This window comes from Mycobacteriales bacterium, assembly GCA_040902655.1.
Classification (GTDB): domain Bacteria; phylum Actinomycetota; class Actinomycetes; order Mycobacteriales; family SCTD01; genus SCTD01.
This window is the reverse complement of record JBBDWV010000017.1, coordinates 65,637-80,871: the sequence shown is the minus strand read 5'-3', so window position 1 is coordinate 80,871 and position 15,235 is coordinate 65,637. Positions and strand designations below refer to the sequence as shown.

Genomic DNA, 15,235 nt, shown 5'->3' with positions numbered 1-15,235 from the left:
GGGCCCCCTACCCGCCGAACGGCGGGCGACCCCCGGGCAGCTCGAGGTCGGGCTTCTCGAGCTTCTCGACGTTGACGTCCTTGAAGGTCAGCACCCGGACCGACTTCACGAAGCGCGCCGGGCGGTACATGTCCCACACCCAGGCATCGGTGAGGGTCAGCTCGAACCACACCTCACCGGCGGCGCTGCGGGGCTGCACGTCCACGGCGTTGGCCAGGTAGAAGCGCCGCTCGGTCTCCACCACGTAGTCGAACTGCCGGACGATGTCGCGGTACTCCCGGTAGAGCTGGAGCTCCATCTCGGTCTCGTACTTCTCGAGCTCTTCGGCACTCATGCGCTGACCACCATCCGGTCATCCAACCGCAGCTGTCCCTGCCGGCGCGTCTCCGACGCGACGCACGCCTTCACGTTGACGTAGGAGAACCGGTGCTGCGGACACGGCCCGTGCTCCAGCAAGGCAGCCGTGTGCTCCGGCGTGATGTAGCCCTTGTGCCGCGCGAAGTCGTACTGCGGCCAGCGAGGGTGCAGCTCGCGCATGATCCGGTCCCGCGTCACCTTGGCCAGCACGGACGCCGCGGCGACGCAGGCCGCCACCCGGTCGCCCTTCCACACGGCCAGCGACGGCGCCGGCATCCCGCCGATCGGGAATCCGTCGGTGAGGACGTACGACGGGCAGGGGTCCAGACGCAGGACGGCCTGTCGCATGGCGCGGACGTTCATGACGTGCAGGCCGCACCGATCCACCTCGGTCGACGGGACGACGACGACCGACCAGGCCAGCGCCCGGCGTACGACCTGGTCGTACGCCGCCTCCCGCGCGGGCTCGCTGAGCAGCTTGCTGTCGGCCAGCCCCGGCACCTCGCCGCGACTGCCCTGCGGCAGCACGACGGCGGCCACGACCAGCGGGCCGGCGCAGGCCCCGCGGCCGGCCTCGTCGGCCCCGGCGACGTAGGGGAAGCCGCTGCGCTGCAGGACCCGCTCCAGCGCCCACAGGCCGTTCTCGGTTCGGACGACCGGCCGCGGGGCCCTCACGGCGCCAGCCGGTCCAGCACTTCGGCGAGCTCCTGCGGGTAGACCCGCTCGGCGGTGCCGCGCAGCTCGTCCCGTGACCACCACCGGGTGCCGAGCACCGCCACGAGCTCGACGTCGCTGTGCGCGGTCGGGATGGCGTCGAAGCTGTCGGTGCGCAGCAGGAAGTAGTCCTCGCTCTGGCGGTAGCGGTCGCCGCCGAAGCTGAACTCGGTCAGCCGCCGGTGCACGACCGGGCCGAGCTGTCCCGGTTCGACCCGCAGCCCGGTCTCCTCGACCAGCTCGCGGGCGGCGGCCTGCGCCGGTGTCTCACCCTCGTCGATACCACCGCCGGTGGTGTTCCACCAGCTGCCGGCATCCGTTGCGGTCGGATCGCAGCAGTTCTGCAGCAGCACCCGCCCGTCGGCGTCGAGGAGCAGCACACGCGCCGCGCGGCGCTCGAGGGGGACCGTCATGACGCTGCCGAGCCTAATGGCGCAGGCGGCGGCTACCGCCGGCGCAGGCGGCGGCGCAGCAGGGCCACCGGCAGCGCGCCGACCAGCCCGAGGCCGTACGGCGCGGCGGACGCAGCTCCGGCGGCCAGCGGAGCCAGCGCGCTGAACGTCTCCGGAACGCTGAGCACCCGGGCGCGGTCCAGCGGCCAGACGATGACGAAGGCCCGCCCGATGACCTTGTCCTGCGGGACGGTGCCGCTGTTCGCATCCTCGATGTGGAAGCGGGAGTCGCTGGAACTGCCGCGGTGGTCGCCCATCACCCACAAGCGCCCCTCGGGGACGAGCACGCCCTCGGCACCTTCGGGGCAGCTGGTGTCTCCGGTGCCGGCGGCGCAGAAGGGCATCCGGTCGTCCTCGAAGACGTACGGCTCGTCGAGCACGGTGGGGCGCTCGGCGCCCTCCGGCTGCACGCTCACCTTGCCGTCGGTGCAGCAGGCGACGCGGTCGCCCGGCACCCCGATGACGCGCTTGATGAAGTCCTTCTCGCCCGGCGCACCCACCCCGACCGCGCTGCTGATCGCGCGCAGGACCCGCTGCACGTCGTTGCTCGGGGGCGCGATCTGCGTCTCCGGAGTGAAGGAGTCCAGCCCGTTGAAGACGACGATCTCGCCGCGGTGGATCTCACGGAAGTTGTAGACCAGCTTGTTGACCAGCACCCGGTCGCGCAGCTCCAGCGTCTGCTGCATCGAGCCCGACGGGATGTAGAACGCCTGGATCAGGAACGCCTTGATGAGCAGGGCGAGCAGGAACGCGATGATCACCAGGAACGGCAGCTCGCGGGCGAAGGAGCCACCGGAGGCCTTGGCGTGCCTGCCCACCCCCCTGCCCGAGCCGCGGGCGCGGGCGGGACCGTCCGGCGCTCCCGCCCGGGCGTCCCGGCCGGCGTCGGCGTCCCGGCCGACGTCGGCGTCCCGGCCGGCGTCGGACACGGAGATACCGGCCGGGGCGGGGGCACGGTCGTCGCTGCTCATTGCGCAGACCCTAACGGTGCAGGGCCGACGTCGGTGCCCGGCGGGCAGACCGGACGGCCGGGCGAAGCGACCGGACGAAGCCGGACGCGGACAGGAGTCGCTCAGGCCTCGGCGGGCGCGCTCGGCGCGGCGGTCGGCGGCGCGGGCGGGGCGGCCGGATCGGCCGGAGCGGTCGACGCAGCCGCCTTCGCGGGCACCGTCACCGCCCGCTTCTCCTTGATCTTGGCCTTCTTGCCCCGCAGCTCGCGCAGGTAGTAGAGCTTCGCGCGGCGGACGTCACCGCGCGTGACGACCTTGATCGACTCGATCACGGGGGTGTGCACCGGGAAGGTGCGCTCGACGCCGACACCGAAGCTGACCTTGCGGACGGTGAAGGTCTCCCGGGAGCCGCCGCCCTGACGCCGGATGACGACGCCCTGGAAGTGCTGGACGCGGGAGCGGTTGCCCTCGACGACGCGTACGCCCACGTCGAGCGTGTCGCCCGGGCGGAAGTCGGGGACGTCGGTGCGCAACTGCGCGGCGTCGAACTCGTCCAGGACGTTCATGGGTGGCGTCGCTTCCTCGTGCGGCAGCCGCGGGTGGGCGCGGGCCTGCCGGGTGGCGGGTGGTCCAGGGAGCTGGCACTCGTCCCGTCGGGACGGCGCAACAGCCCTCTACTCTGCCACATCCGGTGACCGGCCTCCAAGGACGGCGCGGTCCCGCTCGTCCAACCGGCCGACCAGTCCCGCGACCAGGTCCGGCCGGCGCACGGCCGTCCGGCGCAGCGCCTCGTCGCGCCGCCACCGGGCGATCCGGGCGTGGTCGCCCGACTGCAGCACCGCCGGGACCTCCAGGCCGCGCCAGACCGGCGGCCGCGTGTAGACGGGTCCCTCGAGCAGCCCCTCCATCGCGCCGGGCGCGAAGGAGTCCTCCTGGTGCGAGGCGGCGTTGCCGAGCACCCCCGGCAGCAGCCGGGCGACCGCCTCGACCACGACCAGCACGGCCACCTCCCCGCCGGCCAGCACGTAGTCGCCCAGCGACACCTCCAGCACCCGGAAGCGCCGCGCGGCGTCGGCGAGCACCCTGGCGTCGATGCCCTCGTAGCGCCCGCAGGCGAAGGCCAGCCACGGCTCGGCCGCAAGCTCCACGGCCAGCGCCTGGGTGAACGGGACACCGCTGGGGGTCGGGACGAGCAGCACCGGTGCCGTCGCCCCGGATCCGCCCGGCCCGCCCGCCTCGCGCACCGCGTCGAGCGCGGCGCCCCACGGCTCGGGTGTCATGACCATGCCCGGCCCGCCGCCGTACGGCGTGTCGTCCACGGTGCGGTGGACGTCGGAGGTCCAGGTCCGCAGGTCGTGCAGGCGGACCTCGAGCAGTCCGCGCTCCTGCGCCTTGCCCAGCAGGGAGACCCTCAGCGGCGCGAGGTACTCGGGAAAGATCGTGACGACGTCGACGAGCACGTCAGGCCGGCTCGCCGTCGGGATCGGCCGGCGTCAGGTCGAGCAGCCCCGCGGGCGGGTCGACCTCGATCCGGCGGGCAGCCACGTCGACGACCGGCACCATCTCCTTCACGAACGGCACGAGGACCTCCCCCGGCGGGTCCTGGCGCCGTACGACGAGCACGTCGCCGTGCGGGAGGTGCAGCACGTCGACCACCTCGCCCAGCGGCTCCCCGCCGACGAGCACCGCGCTCATGCCCCGCAAAACGTGGTCGTGGAACTCGTCCTCGTCCGCCGGCGGCGGCAGGGTCCGCCCGTCGACCTGCAGCAGCGTCTCGCGCAGGGACTCGGCGGCGTTGCGGTCGGCGACACCCTGGAAGGCGACCATCAGCCGGCCGTTCTGCCAACGGGACTGCTCCACGGTCAACGGACCGCGATCCGGCGGGTCGGTGAGCAGGACCGCCCCGGCGGCGAACCGCGCCTGCGGGTCGTCGGTGCGGACCTGCACCGTGACCTCGCCCTTGAGGCCCTGCGGCTTGCCGATCCGGCCGACGACGAGCAGGTCCGGCTCGACCACGGACTAGCGGACCTCGTCGGTGTCGACGACGTCCACCCGCAGGCCCTTGCCGCCCAGTGCCGTCATGACGGCGCGCAGAGCCTTGGCCGTACGGCCGTTGCGGCCGATGACCTTGCCGAGGTCCTCCGGATTGACGCGCACCTCGAGGGTGCGGCCGCGCCGACCCGTGACCAGCTCGACCTCGACGTCGTCGGGGTTGTCGACGATGCCCTTGACCAGGTGCTCGAGGGCGTTCTCGAGCACGGGCTAGGCCTTGTCGGCGCTGGCCGCGTCGGCAGCATCCGGCGCGGTAGCCGCGTCGGTGCCCGTGGTCTGGCCGGTGCCCGCCTCGGCAGCCGTGGGGCCGTCGCCGCTGGGCGCCTCGGCCGTCGGGCCGTCGCCGGCGGACGGGTCGGTCTTGCCCTCGGCGGGTGTCGGGGTGGCGCTGGTCGGCTCGCCGGTGCTCGGGGCGGCGTGACCGGCCGGAGCCGTGTCGTCGTCGGCCTTGACCTTGGGAGCGGCCTTCTTCTTCGGGGTGGTCGCGGCACCACCGGCCTCGCCGCCGCTCTCGCGGGCGGCCGTCTCGAAGATGGCCTTGCGGTCCGGCTTGGGCTCTGCGACCAGCATCGGCGGCGGGGCCGGCAGGCCCTTGAACTTCTGCCAGTCACCGGTGACCTTGAGGATCGCGGCGACCGGCTCGGTCGGCTGCGCGCCGACGCCGAGCCAGTACGCGGCACGGTCACCGTCGACCTCCATGAAGGAGGGATTCTCCTTGGGGTGGTACTTGCCGATCGTCTCGATGACGCGGCCCTCGCGCTTGGTCCGCGCGTCCGCCACCACGATGCGGTAGTACGGGGCGCGCATCTTGCCGAGACGCATGAGCTTGATCTTGACTGCCACGGGTGTGGGCTCCGGAGGTGAGATGGGGTGGCCCCCGGCGCTGCGCGTGGGGCACGCGGCCGGGAACGGTCTGCGGACACGCGGTAGGGCGGGTAGAGGGCCGCCCCCTGCGATGGCTCGTCGGACAGTCTGCCAGATGCGGCGCCGGCGTGGCTGCCGAGGTGGCTCAGCCGTGACGTCGGCCACAGTCGGCCCCTGAGGCAGCAGCAGCCCGGACACTGGAGCCGTGACCGCCGCCCTGGAGCAGCCGATCCCGGTCGCCCCCTCGCTGTGGCGCTCCCCTGGGCTCGGCGCGCTGTTCACCGCCTCCACGACCGCCCGGCTGGCCAACGAGGCGGCCCGGGTGGCGCTTGTGCTGCTGGTGCTCGAGCGCACCGGGTCCCCGGCCCTGGCCGGCACCCTCGTCGGCGCGCTGGCCCTGCCCGCGCTGGTCACCGGGCCGCTCCTGGGGGCCTGGCTGGACCGCACCCCCCATCGCCGGGCGGTCTTCGTGGCCAACCAGCTGCTGCTGCTGGGCGTCCTGGTCGGCCTGCTGGCCGCGACCGGGTCCGCGCCCTCGTACGTCGTCGTGCTGTTGGGCCTGCTGGCCGGGGTGACCGCCCCGGTGCTGACGGGTGGCTTCACCGGGCTGATCGCGCCGCTGGTGCCGGCGCCGCACCTGCGCCGGGCGTACGGCGCGGAGGCCACCAGCTACAACCTCGCCGGCGTCGTCGGACCGGCCCTGGCGGGTGCCTTGGCGACGGCCGCCTCGGCGAACGTGGCCGTGATCGCCACGGCGGTGTTGTCCGCGCTGGCGCTGGCCGCGGTGCTGCGGGTGCCGATGCCGCCGCTCGCCGTCCACGGCGAGCGGACCGGACTCGTACGCCTGGTCGGCAGCGGGCTGCGCCTGCTGGCCACGGTGCCGCCGCTGCGGGCGGTCACCGTCGCGACGACCGTCTCGTTCACCGGCATGGGCGCGCTGCCGGTGGTCTTCCCGCTGCTCGCCGTCGAGGTTGGGCAGCCGGCCGCCGCGGGCGGCGCCCTGTTCAGCGCCTTCGCCCTCGGCGCGCTCGGCGGCAGCCTGGCCGTCGCCTCGCGGTCCCCGCGTACCGACCCGATGCGCCTGGCGTTCCTCGGGATCGCCGGCTTGGCGGTGGCGTTCACCGGTGTCGCGGTCGCACCCAGCCTGACCGTCGCGCTCGTGCTCGTGCTGCTGGCCGGGGCGATGGAGGGGCCGGTGCTGGCGAGCACGCTGGCCGTACGCGCGGCACACAGCCCGGCGTCGATGCAGACGCAGGTGGTGACCACGGCCGCCAGCCTGAAGTTCGGCGGCTTCGCGCTCGGTGCCGCCGTCGCCGGCCAGGTCGTGGCGGCCCACGGGGTGCGGGTCGGGCTGCTCGGGCTGGCGGGGATGCAGGTCCTCGGCCTCGTCCTGGGGCTGTTCACCCGAACCGCCCGCAGTTGACCTGCTCCGACCGTAGGGTGCGGCAGTGATCGGCACGCCCCTCCCGCGCTCCCCCCTGCCCCTGGCGATCCTGCTGGCGGTCCTGGGGATCGCCAGCCTCGGCGGCGTCGCCGGCCCCGGTCCGGTGATGGCCGGCGAGGCTGTGGCCGGTGCAGCAGGGGCCGGCGAGGCTGTGGCCGGTGCAGCAGGGGGCGGTGCAGCAGGGGGCGGCGCAGCAGGGGGCGCAGCAGGGGGCGCAGCAGGGGCCGGCGAGGACACGGTGCAGGCCGCCGCCCCCGTGGCGCAGGCAGCGGCGTTGGACCCGCCGGCCGCCACAGGAACGCCGCCGTTGCCGCCGTCGCCCTCACCCTCACCCTCCGCGGAACCGGCGCTGCGGCGTAGCGGCACCAACGGCGACGGCTGGGCCGTCTACCGGCTGGGCGTCGGCCGGGTGCCGGACCGGCTGCGGGTCGGGCAGGGCTTCCGCGGCGAGATCAGTTGGCAACAAGGCGGACTGGCTCGCAAGGCCCGAATCTACGTGCCGGGATCAGCGCCGGAGACGGCGCCGTTGCTGGTGTCGCTGCACGGCCTCGGGGGGTCGCTGCGGCAGGTCGAGGCGCAGCAGCGCTGGTCCACGCTCGCCTTCCAGCAGGAGTTCGTCCTCGTCTGGGGCGCCGGCCACGAGGGCTCCTGGAACGCCGGCCCCTGCTGCGGCACGGCGGCCGGCCGAGTCGACGACCTGGCCTACCTCGACCGGCTCTTGCAGATCACCGGCGCGCTGCACGCGATCGACCGGCGCCGGGTGCACCTGGCGGGCTACTCCAACGGCGCGATGCTCGCCTACCGCTATGCCTGCGGCCGGCCGGGTCGGATCGCGGGGGTGCTGGCGGTGGCCGGCACGCACACCGCCCCGTGCACCCCCACCCGCGCGACCGCGGTGCTGGCGGTGCACGGCCGGCAGGACCCGACCGTGCCGCTGAAGGGCATCCGCTACAGCACCGGACTGCGGTCCCGGCTGCCGGCCGTCGACACCGGGCCGCGGCTGTGGGCGCGCACCGGTGCAGGGGTGCGCATGGTGGTGCTCCCGGCGTACGGCCACGGTTGGCCGACCCGCCACAACGGCGGATACGACGCGACCGGTGAGGGCTGGCGGTTCCTGAAGGCGCACCCCAAGCCTGCGGGCTGACCCGCCACGGCGCGGCGTTGGCGCGGCGGCGCGGCGGGCGGCAGTGCGGCGCGGCGGGCGGCAGTGCGGTTCGTGACGCTGCGGGGCGGCCTGCGGGGCGATGTGTGCGCTCGGGGGCTGTGCAGGAACGGTCAAGTTTTCCCGATTGTTGACCCCTCCTGTACAACGCGCGACAGGAGGATGCACCGCCGGGCCGCCAGCTGCGTGCTGCCCCAATCCGGCCGACCTGTCGCCGCGCCGCTGTCCGCCGCCCGCCCCCATCACCGCCCGCCCCCATCACCGCCCACTCGCACCGCCGCCCACTCGCACCGCCGCCCACTCGTACCCAGGCCTTGATCAACGCCGGGCTGGCGCACATTATTCGGAGACAGAATGTGCGGAAGGCCGGCGTTGATCAACCGCCGGCGCGCTCCGACCCAGCAACCGCCGGGGCGCTCCGACCCAGCAACCGCCGAGGCGCTCTGACCTACCGCGGCCGGCGCAGACCGAACGGATCCGGCGGCGACTGCGCCTGCCCGGCCGGCGGAAGCTGCGGAAAACCCTGCGGGAGTTTCGGCAACCCCTGCGGCAACTGCGACCCCTGGCTCGGACCGGGCGCCTGCTTGGCCTTGCTCGGGCCGCCACCCGCGCGACCCGGCCCCTTCTTGCTCTTCTTGCCCTGCGACTGCTGGCGCTTGGCCTTGCGGCCCATGGCCGGCATCCCGGGCATGCCCGGGATGCCGCCCATCGACTTCATCATCTTCTGCGCCTCGTAGAACCGGTCGACCAGATTGTTCACCTCGGTCACGGTGACGCCCGAGCCCTTGGCGATACGCATCCGGCGCGAGCCGTTGAGGATCTTCGGCGTCCGCCGCTCCTGGGGTGTCATCGAGCGGATGATCGCGGCGATCCGGTCGATGTCCTTGTCGTCGACCTGGGCGAGCGCGTCCTTCATCTGACCCATGCCGGGGAGCATCCCGAGCAGGCTGGTCAGCGAGCCCATCTTCTTGACCTGGACCATCTGCTCGAGGAAGTCCTCGAGGTCGAAGTCCTTGCCCTCCATCATCTTGCCGGCCATGCGCTCGGCGGTGTCCTGGTCGAAGGACTTCTCGGCCTGCTCGATGAGAGTGAGCACGTCACCCATGCCGAGGATGCGCGAGGCCATCCGCTCGGGGTGGAAGACGTCGAAGTCGTCGAGCTTCTCGCCGGTGGAGGCGAACAGGATCGGCTGTCCGGTCAGGTGGCGGACGCTCAGCGCGGCGCCTCCCCGGGCGTCCCCGTCGAGCTTGGTGAGCACCACCCCGGTGAAGCCGACGCCGTCCTGGAACGCCTGCGCCGTGACGACGGCGTCCTGGCCGATCATCGCGTCGACGACGAACAGCACCTCGTCGGGCTGCACGGCGTCGCGGATGTCGGTGGCCTGCTGCATCAGCTCGGCGTCGATGCCGAGGCGGCCGGCGGTGTCGACGACGACGACGTCGTGGTTCATCCGCCGGGCCTGCTCCACGCCGCGACGCGCGGCATCCACCGGGTCGCCCACCCCGGAGCCCGGATAGGGCGCAAAGACGTCGACCCCGGCCTGCCCGCCGACGACCTGCAGCTGCTGGACGGCGTTGGGCCGCTGGAGGTCGCAGGCGACGAGCAGCGGCGCGTGGCCCTGCGCCTTGAGGTGCCTGGCGAGCTTGCCGGCCAGGGTCGTCTTGCCGGCCCCCTGCAGACCGGCGAGCAGAATCACCGTCGGGGCCGTCTTGGCGAAGCGGATCGTGCGGGTCTGGCCGCCGAGGATGCCGATGAGCTCCTCGTTCACGATCTTGATGACCTGCTGGGCCGGGTTCAGCGCCTGGCTGACCTCCGCGCCGCGGGCCCGCTCCTTGACGTTGCCCATGAAGGCCTTGACGACCGGCAGCGCGACGTCGGCCTCGAGCAGCGCGATGCGGATCTCGCGCGCGGTGGCGTCGATGTCGGCGTCGGACAGCCGCCCCTTGCTGCGCAGGCTGGTGAAGACCTTGTCCAGGCGGTCGCTGAGGGTGTCGAACACCGCGTCAGCCTAGCGGGGTCGGTGCCGCAGGGACCGGGTCACGCCGCCGGGACAGGGCCGCAGCGGCCGGGCCACGGGACAGGGCACTCAGCCCTGCAGCGCGGCGAGCAGCCCGGTCTCGACCTGTGCGCGCAGCGCCGGGTCCTGGACCTTGGTGCCGTTCGGGCCGACGACGTAGAAGGCGTCGACGACGTCCGCGCCGAGCGTGGAGATGTGCGCGCTGCGCACGTCGAGCCGCGCGGCTGCCAGCGCTGCCGTGATCCGGTGCAGTACGCCCAGCGCGTCAGCGGCGTGCACCTCCACGACGGTGGCGGCATCGGAGGCGTCGTCCACCAGCCGCACCGTCGGTGCGACGGCAGGGAGCCGGGTGCGCGGCGCGTAGGCCGCCTCCCGGGAGGCCAGCAGCGCGGGCAGGTCCAGCTCGCCGGCCAGTGCCCGCCGCAGCTCCCCCTGCACCAGCGCCCAGTCCGGCGGGGTACCGAAGCGCGGCTGGACCCGGCAGACGGTCACCGCCGTGCGGCCCCGCGAGAACACCGATGCCGAACGGACGTCCAGCCGGTGCAGGGCCAGCACGCCCGTGGCCAGCGACAGCAGGCCTGGTCGGTCGGGCGCGACGACGGTGACCTCCTCTCCGCGGGCCTCCAGCAGCGGGCCGCCCCGTCCGACGAGCCGCTCCTGCCAGTCGGCCAGCGGCGCGGGCCCCGGCGGGGGCGCGCCGGCCAGCAGGGCCGAGGTCCGCCGTACCAGCTCGGTCACCAGCCCGGACTTCCAGGACGACCAGGCCGCCGGGCCCGTCGCGGCCGCGTCCGCCTCCGTCAGCGCGTGCAACAACTCCAGGACCTCCGCACTGCCGACGGCATCCGCCACGGCCCGCGCCGTGGCCGGGTCGGCCAGGTCCCGGCGGGTGGCGACGTCGGGCAGCAGCAGATGGTGCTCCACCAGCCGGACGAGCACCGCGACGTCCTCGGGCGGCAGGCCCAGCCGGGGCGCGAGTCCGGCCACCACCTGCATCCCCACGGCGGTGTGGTCGCCGGGCAGCCCCTTGCCGATGTCGTGCAGCAACGCCCCGAGCAGCAGCAGGTCGGGGCGCGCCACCCGCCGGGTGAGGGCCGCCGCCTCGGCCGCGGCCTCGACGAGGTGCCGGTCGACGGTGAAGCGGTGGTAGCTGTTGCGCTGCGGCTTGCTGCGGACCGTCTCCCACTCGGGCAGCAGGCGTACGAGCAGGCCGGCCTGGTCCAGCGCCTCGACGACCGGGACACAGGCCGGGCCGGCGGCCAGCAGCCGCACCAGTGCGTCCAGGGCCGGCGCCGGCCACGGCTCGGGCAACGGTGGGCAGGCCGCGAGGCGGGTGAGTGTGTGCGGCGAGACCGGCAGACCTGCGCGGGCCGCCGCCGAGGCCACCCGCAGCACGAGCACCGGGTCCGACGCCGGTGCGGCGTCCCGGGCCAGCACCACCTCGCCGTCCTGCTCCACGACGTCGTCGGCCAGCGGGCGACGCAGCGGGGCGGCGGAACGGCGGCCGAGCAGCCGGCGGCGCGCGGGGGGCCGGATGCGGCGCCACGTGGTGTCACCCGCGTAGGCGATGGTGCGGGCCGCCGAGGACACCGCGCGCATCAGCGCGTCGGCGTCGGCGTAGGAGAGCGCGGCGGCCACGGCGTCCTGTTCCTGCAGGAGCAGGACGTCCACGACCCGCCGGCCGGCGCCGGCGGTGCGCCGGTGGAGCTCGCCACGCACGTCGAGCAGCACCGCGTGCGCCGCCTGGACCTCCGGCCCCGGCAGGTTCGCCACCTGGGCCGCGGCGAGCGCCTGCAGGGCGTGCACGTCACGCAACCCGCCGCGCGCGCTCTTGAGGTCGGGCTCGAGCAGGAACGCCACCTCCCCCTGCGTACGCGCCCGCTCCTGCACCAACTCCCGCAGCTCGGGCAGCCGGGCCGGCGCACCGGCGCGCCAGGCGGCCCGGGTGCGGTCGAGCAGCTGCGCGCTCAGCGCCCGGTCGCCGGCGACGTGCCGCGCGTCGAGCAGGCCGAGCGCCGCCTTGAGGTCGCCGGCCGCGACGGCGAGCGCCTCGTCGAGGGTCCGTACCGCGTGATCCAGGCCCGCCCCGGAGTCCCACAGCGGGTACCAGGTCGCGTCGGCGAGCCTGCCTACGTCCGGCCGGTCGGTGTGCACCAGCAGCAGGTCGAGGTCGCTGCCGGGAGCGACCTCGCGGCGGCCGAGCCCGCCGACCGCGACCAGCGCGATGCCCGGCCCGGGGTCGCCGAACAGCGCCGCGAGCTCCCGGTCGTACAGCTCGACGAGGGCACAGCGCAGGGCTGCACCGGTCAGCTGCGACGCCAGGATCGTGGCGCGGGCCTGCTTCATGACCAGACCGCCGGCCGACGCACCCGGATCCCCCTGCACCGTCAGAGTGCTTCGGCTCCCCGCTCCCCCGTGCGGACGCGGACGACGTCCTCCACCGGCGTGGACCAGACCTTGCCGTCGCCGATCGACCCGGTGCTGGCAGCAGCCACGATCGCATCGACGACCCGGGTCGCATCGGCGTCGTCGACCAGCACCTCGATGCGGGTCTTGGGCACGAACGCGACGGTGTACTCGGCACCCCGGTACACCTCGGTGTGTCCGCGCTGGCGGCCGAAGCCCTGCACCTCGCCCACCGTCATGCCCTGCACCCCGATCGCCTCGAGCGCGCTCTTGACGTCGTCGAGCTTGAACGGCTTGACCACCGCGGTCACCAGCCTCACCGGGACACCTCGCTCGCACCTTCGTCACGGGGTGTCGCCCCGCATCCTGTGCTCACAGGGCCTCCGCCCCCCTCTCACCCGTCCGGACCCGGACGACCTCGTCGACCGGGGTGCTCCAGACCTTGCCATCTCCGATGGCTCCGGTGTGCGCGGACTTGGCGATCACGTCCATCACCTCCGCGGCGTCGGCGTCGTCCACCAGCACCTCGACCCGGACCTTGGGCACGAACGACACGGTGTACTCGGCACCGCGGTAGACCTCGGTGTGCCCGCGCTGCCGGCCGAAGCCCTGCACCTCACTGACCGTCATGCCCTGCACGCCGAAGGACTCGAGGGCGCTCTTGACGTCGTCCAGCTTGAACGGCTTCAGCACCGCCGTGATCAGCTTCATGCGTCCGCCTTCACCGAGGCAGCGGACGTCGCGTTGAACCCGCCGGCCCGGATGCCGCCGAGCTCATAGCCGCTCTCGGCGTGCGTCGTCTCGTCGACGCCGGTCAGCTCGTCCTCCGCCGAGATGCGGAAGCCGATGGTCTTGTCCACCAACGTGCCAAGCAGGAAGGACATCACGAGCGAGTACGCCAGGACCGCGACGACCGCGACGGCCTGCTTGCCGAGCTGCTCCAGGCCACCGCCGTAGAACAGGCCGTTCACGCCCTCGCCGCCCTGGGCCGCGGAGCTCGCGAGCAGGCCGATGATCAGCGAACCGACGATGCCGCCGACCAGGTGGATGCCCACGACGTCGAGCGAGTCGTCATAGCCGAGGCGGTACTTGAGGCTGACCGCGAAGGCACAGGCCCCACCGGCGACAAGTCCCACCACGATCGCCCCGACCGGGCTGACGACGTTGCAGGCCGGGGTGATGGCCACCAGGCCGGCGATGGCACCGGAGGCCGCACCGAGGGTGGTGGCGTGGCCGTCGCGGAGCTTCTCCACGCCGAGCCAGGCGATGATCGCCGCGCCGGTGGCGACGGTGGTGTTGAACAGCACCGTGGCGGCGACGTCGTCCGCGGCCACCTGCGAGCCGACGTTGAAGCCGTACCAGCCGAACCACAGCAGGCCCGCGCCGAGCAGCACGATCGGGAGGTTGTGCGGCCGCATCGGCTCGCGTGGGAAGCCGCGGCGCCTGCCGAGCACGAAGGTGAGCGCGAGCGCCGCCGCACCGGCGTTGATGTGCACCGCCGTGCCGCCGGCGAAGTCGAGGGCGCCGAGCCGGGCGGCGATCCAGCCCTCCTCCAGGCTGAAGACCCAGTGGGCGACCGGGAAGTAGACGACGCTGACCCACAGGATGACGAACAGCACCCAGCCACCGAACTTCGCGCGGTCCGCGATGGCGCCGCTGATCAGGGCCGGGGTGAGGATGGCGAACATCATCTGGAAGCTCGCGAACACCAGCACCGGCACGGTGCCGCTCACCTCGCCGACGGTGCCGGCCATGCCGAGGAAGTCCGGGCCGCCCACCAGGCCGTTCCCCTGGGTGGGGCCGAAGGCCAGCGTGTAGCCGTAGAGCGTCCACAGCACCGGCACGACGGCCAGGCAGGCGAAGCTCATCATCATCATGTTGAGGACGCTCTTGGCGCGAACCATGCCGCCGTAGAACATCGCGAGCCCCGGTGTCATGAGCAGTACCAGTGCACTGGCAATGATCATGAACGCGGTGTCACCCGTGTCGATCTCGGGCACGAGAGCACCTCTCCCTGCTGTGGCCGGGCCTGTCCCGGCGACTGCTGCGACTGTGCGGGTGCGCTGTTCCCCGGCCGTGTCCCGTCCGTTTCGCAGAGGTGAACAAGCCCGGCGCTTCGTTTCGCCCGCGTGTCCGCCGTTACCTGGCGGGCTGGGCCACCTGGCAGGCTGGGCCACCTGGCAGGCTGGGCGGATGAGCCGCTGGTTGCAGGAGACGGGGGGCGACCGCGGGCGGTCCTACGACCAGGCGTTCCGGGACCTCGCCGCGTCCGGCGTGGACGTCCACGGCGAGGCGGCGTACGTCGCGGCGCTGGTCCCGCCGGGCTCCTGCGTGCTGGACGCCGGCTGCGGAACCGGCCGGGTCGCGATCGAGCTGTCCCGCCGTGGCTACGACGTGGTGGGCGTGGACAGCGACGCCTCCATGCTGGCGGTGGCGCGGGACCAGGCGCCCTCGTTGCCGTGGCACCTGGTCGACCTGGCCGCGCTCGAGGACGAGGCGGCGTACGACCTGGTGGTGGCCGCCGGAAACGTGATGATCTTCCTGGTGCCGGGGACGGGGCCCCAGGTGGTGCGCCGGCTGGCGGCGGCGCTGCGGCCGGGCGGGCTGCTGGTCAGCGGCTGGCGCACCGACGAGCTGGCGGTGCAGGAGTACGACGGCTGGGCGCGCGCCGCCGGCCTGGAGCCGGTGGTGCGGCACGCCACCTGGCAGGGTGCTGCGCTGACGGACGACGCGGACTGGTGCGTGGCGGTGGACCGCGCCGGCCGCCCGTGACGTCGGGCCGGCTCGGCCCGGTGTCCGCTCGACCACGCGCCGCGGCAG

Annotated in this window: 16 protein-coding genes and 1 pseudogene; 3 read left to right on the top strand and 14 right to left on the bottom strand. The window is 73.8% G+C overall.

Going from position 1 to position 15,235, the window contains the following annotated elements; translation table 11 throughout:
• Nucleotides 1-7: 7 nt before the first annotated feature.
• The 9 genes and pseudogenes from WD794_05180 to rpsP all read right to left on the bottom strand — a co-directional run bounded on the left by WD794_05180 (nt 8) and on the right by rpsP (nt 5,368).
• Nucleotides 8-334 (bottom strand): DUF2469 domain-containing protein, encoded by a 327-nt coding sequence (locus WD794_05180; protein ID MEX2289703.1) that lies wholly within the window; start codon nt 332-334, stop codon nt 8-10.
• Nucleotides 331-1,032, bottom strand: a complete 702-nt coding sequence (locus WD794_05175; protein ID MEX2289702.1) for a ribonuclease HII — start codon at nt 1,030-1,032, stop codon at nt 331-333. Before WD794_05175 ends, WD794_05180 begins: the two co-directional genes overlap by 4 nt.
• Entirely contained in the window at nt 1,029-1,484 is a 456-nt protein-coding gene (locus tag WD794_05170) for an NUDIX domain-containing protein (GenBank protein MEX2289701.1), read from the bottom strand. Before WD794_05170 ends, WD794_05175 begins: the two co-directional genes overlap by 4 nt.
• A gap of 32 nt (nt 1,485-1,516) precedes the next feature.
• Nucleotides 1,517-2,494 (bottom strand): signal peptidase I, encoded by a 978-nt coding sequence (gene lepB / locus WD794_05165; protein ID MEX2289700.1) that lies wholly within the window; start codon nt 2,492-2,494, stop codon nt 1,517-1,519.
• 206 nt (nt 2,495-2,700) lie between these two features.
• Nucleotides 2,701-3,039: pseudogene (gene rplS / locus WD794_05160) on the bottom strand (50S ribosomal protein L19).
• A 108-nt stretch (nt 3,040-3,147) separates the two neighbouring features.
• Complete coding sequence (trmD, locus tag WD794_05155) at nt 3,148-3,933, bottom strand: tRNA (guanosine(37)-N1)-methyltransferase TrmD (protein ID MEX2289699.1); 786 nt, start codon at nt 3,931-3,933, stop codon at nt 3,148-3,150.
• A gap of 1 nt (nt 3,934) precedes the next feature.
• Nucleotides 3,935-4,489, bottom strand: coding sequence for a ribosome maturation factor RimM (rimM, locus tag WD794_05150; protein MEX2289698.1), 555 nt, complete (start codon nt 4,487-4,489; stop codon nt 3,935-3,937).
• Nucleotides 4,490-4,492: 3 nt separating this feature from the next.
• Nucleotides 4,493-4,732 carry an RNA-binding protein gene (locus WD794_05145; protein ID MEX2289697.1) on the bottom strand — a complete coding sequence of 80 codons (240 nt, stop codon included), beginning with the start codon at nt 4,730-4,732 and terminating at the stop codon, nt 4,493-4,495.
• A gap of 3 nt (nt 4,733-4,735) precedes the next feature.
• Nucleotides 4,736-5,368: a 30S ribosomal protein S16 gene (gene rpsP / locus WD794_05140; GenBank protein ID MEX2289696.1), complete on the bottom strand. Its 633-nt coding sequence runs from the start codon at nt 5,366-5,368 to the stop codon at nt 4,736-4,738.
• A gap of 226 nt (nt 5,369-5,594) precedes the next feature.
• Here rpsP and WD794_05135 point away from each other — a divergent pair, with 226 nt between their 5' ends.
• Nucleotides 5,595-6,812 (top strand): MFS transporter, encoded by a 1,218-nt coding sequence (locus WD794_05135; protein ID MEX2289695.1) that lies wholly within the window; start codon nt 5,595-5,597, stop codon nt 6,810-6,812.
• 25 nt (nt 6,813-6,837) lie between these two features.
• On the top strand, nt 6,838-7,977 hold the full coding sequence (locus WD794_05130) for a hypothetical protein (protein MEX2289694.1): 1,140 nt from the start codon (nt 6,838-6,840) through the stop codon (nt 7,975-7,977).
• Between the two features lie 466 nt (nt 7,978-8,443).
• Here the strand turns inward: WD794_05130 and ffh are convergent, their stop codons facing one another.
• From ffh to WD794_05105, 5 genes are all read right to left on the bottom strand, one after another.
• The gene (ffh, locus tag WD794_05125) at nt 8,444-9,994 is read right to left on the bottom strand and encodes a signal recognition particle protein (protein MEX2289693.1); all 1,551 of its coding nucleotides are present in this window, start codon (nt 9,992-9,994) and stop codon (nt 8,444-8,446) included.
• Between the two features lie 87 nt (nt 9,995-10,081).
• Nucleotides 10,082-12,355, bottom strand: a complete 2,274-nt coding sequence (locus tag WD794_05120; protein MEX2289692.1) for a [protein-PII] uridylyltransferase — start codon at nt 12,353-12,355, stop codon at nt 10,082-10,084.
• Nucleotides 12,356-12,396: 41 nt separating this feature from the next.
• Nucleotides 12,397-12,735: a P-II family nitrogen regulator gene (locus tag WD794_05115; protein MEX2289691.1), complete on the bottom strand. Its 339-nt coding sequence runs from the start codon at nt 12,733-12,735 to the stop codon at nt 12,397-12,399.
• A gap of 52 nt (nt 12,736-12,787) precedes the next feature.
• Nucleotides 12,788-13,126: a P-II family nitrogen regulator gene (locus WD794_05110; protein ID MEX2289690.1), complete on the bottom strand. Its 339-nt coding sequence runs from the start codon at nt 13,124-13,126 to the stop codon at nt 12,788-12,790.
• A complete protein-coding gene (locus tag WD794_05105; GenBank protein ID MEX2289689.1) occupies nt 13,123-14,382 on the bottom strand; it encodes an ammonium transporter in 1,260 nt (419 codons plus the stop codon). Before WD794_05105 ends, WD794_05110 begins: the two co-directional genes overlap by 4 nt.
• 226 nt (nt 14,383-14,608) lie before the next feature.
• Between WD794_05105 and WD794_05100 the strand changes: the two genes are divergently transcribed.
• Nucleotides 14,609-15,187 carry a class I SAM-dependent methyltransferase gene (locus tag WD794_05100; protein ID MEX2289688.1) on the top strand — a complete coding sequence of 193 codons (579 nt, stop codon included), beginning with the start codon at nt 14,609-14,611 and terminating at the stop codon, nt 15,185-15,187.
• The last annotated feature ends 48 nt before the right edge of the window (nt 15,188-15,235 follow it).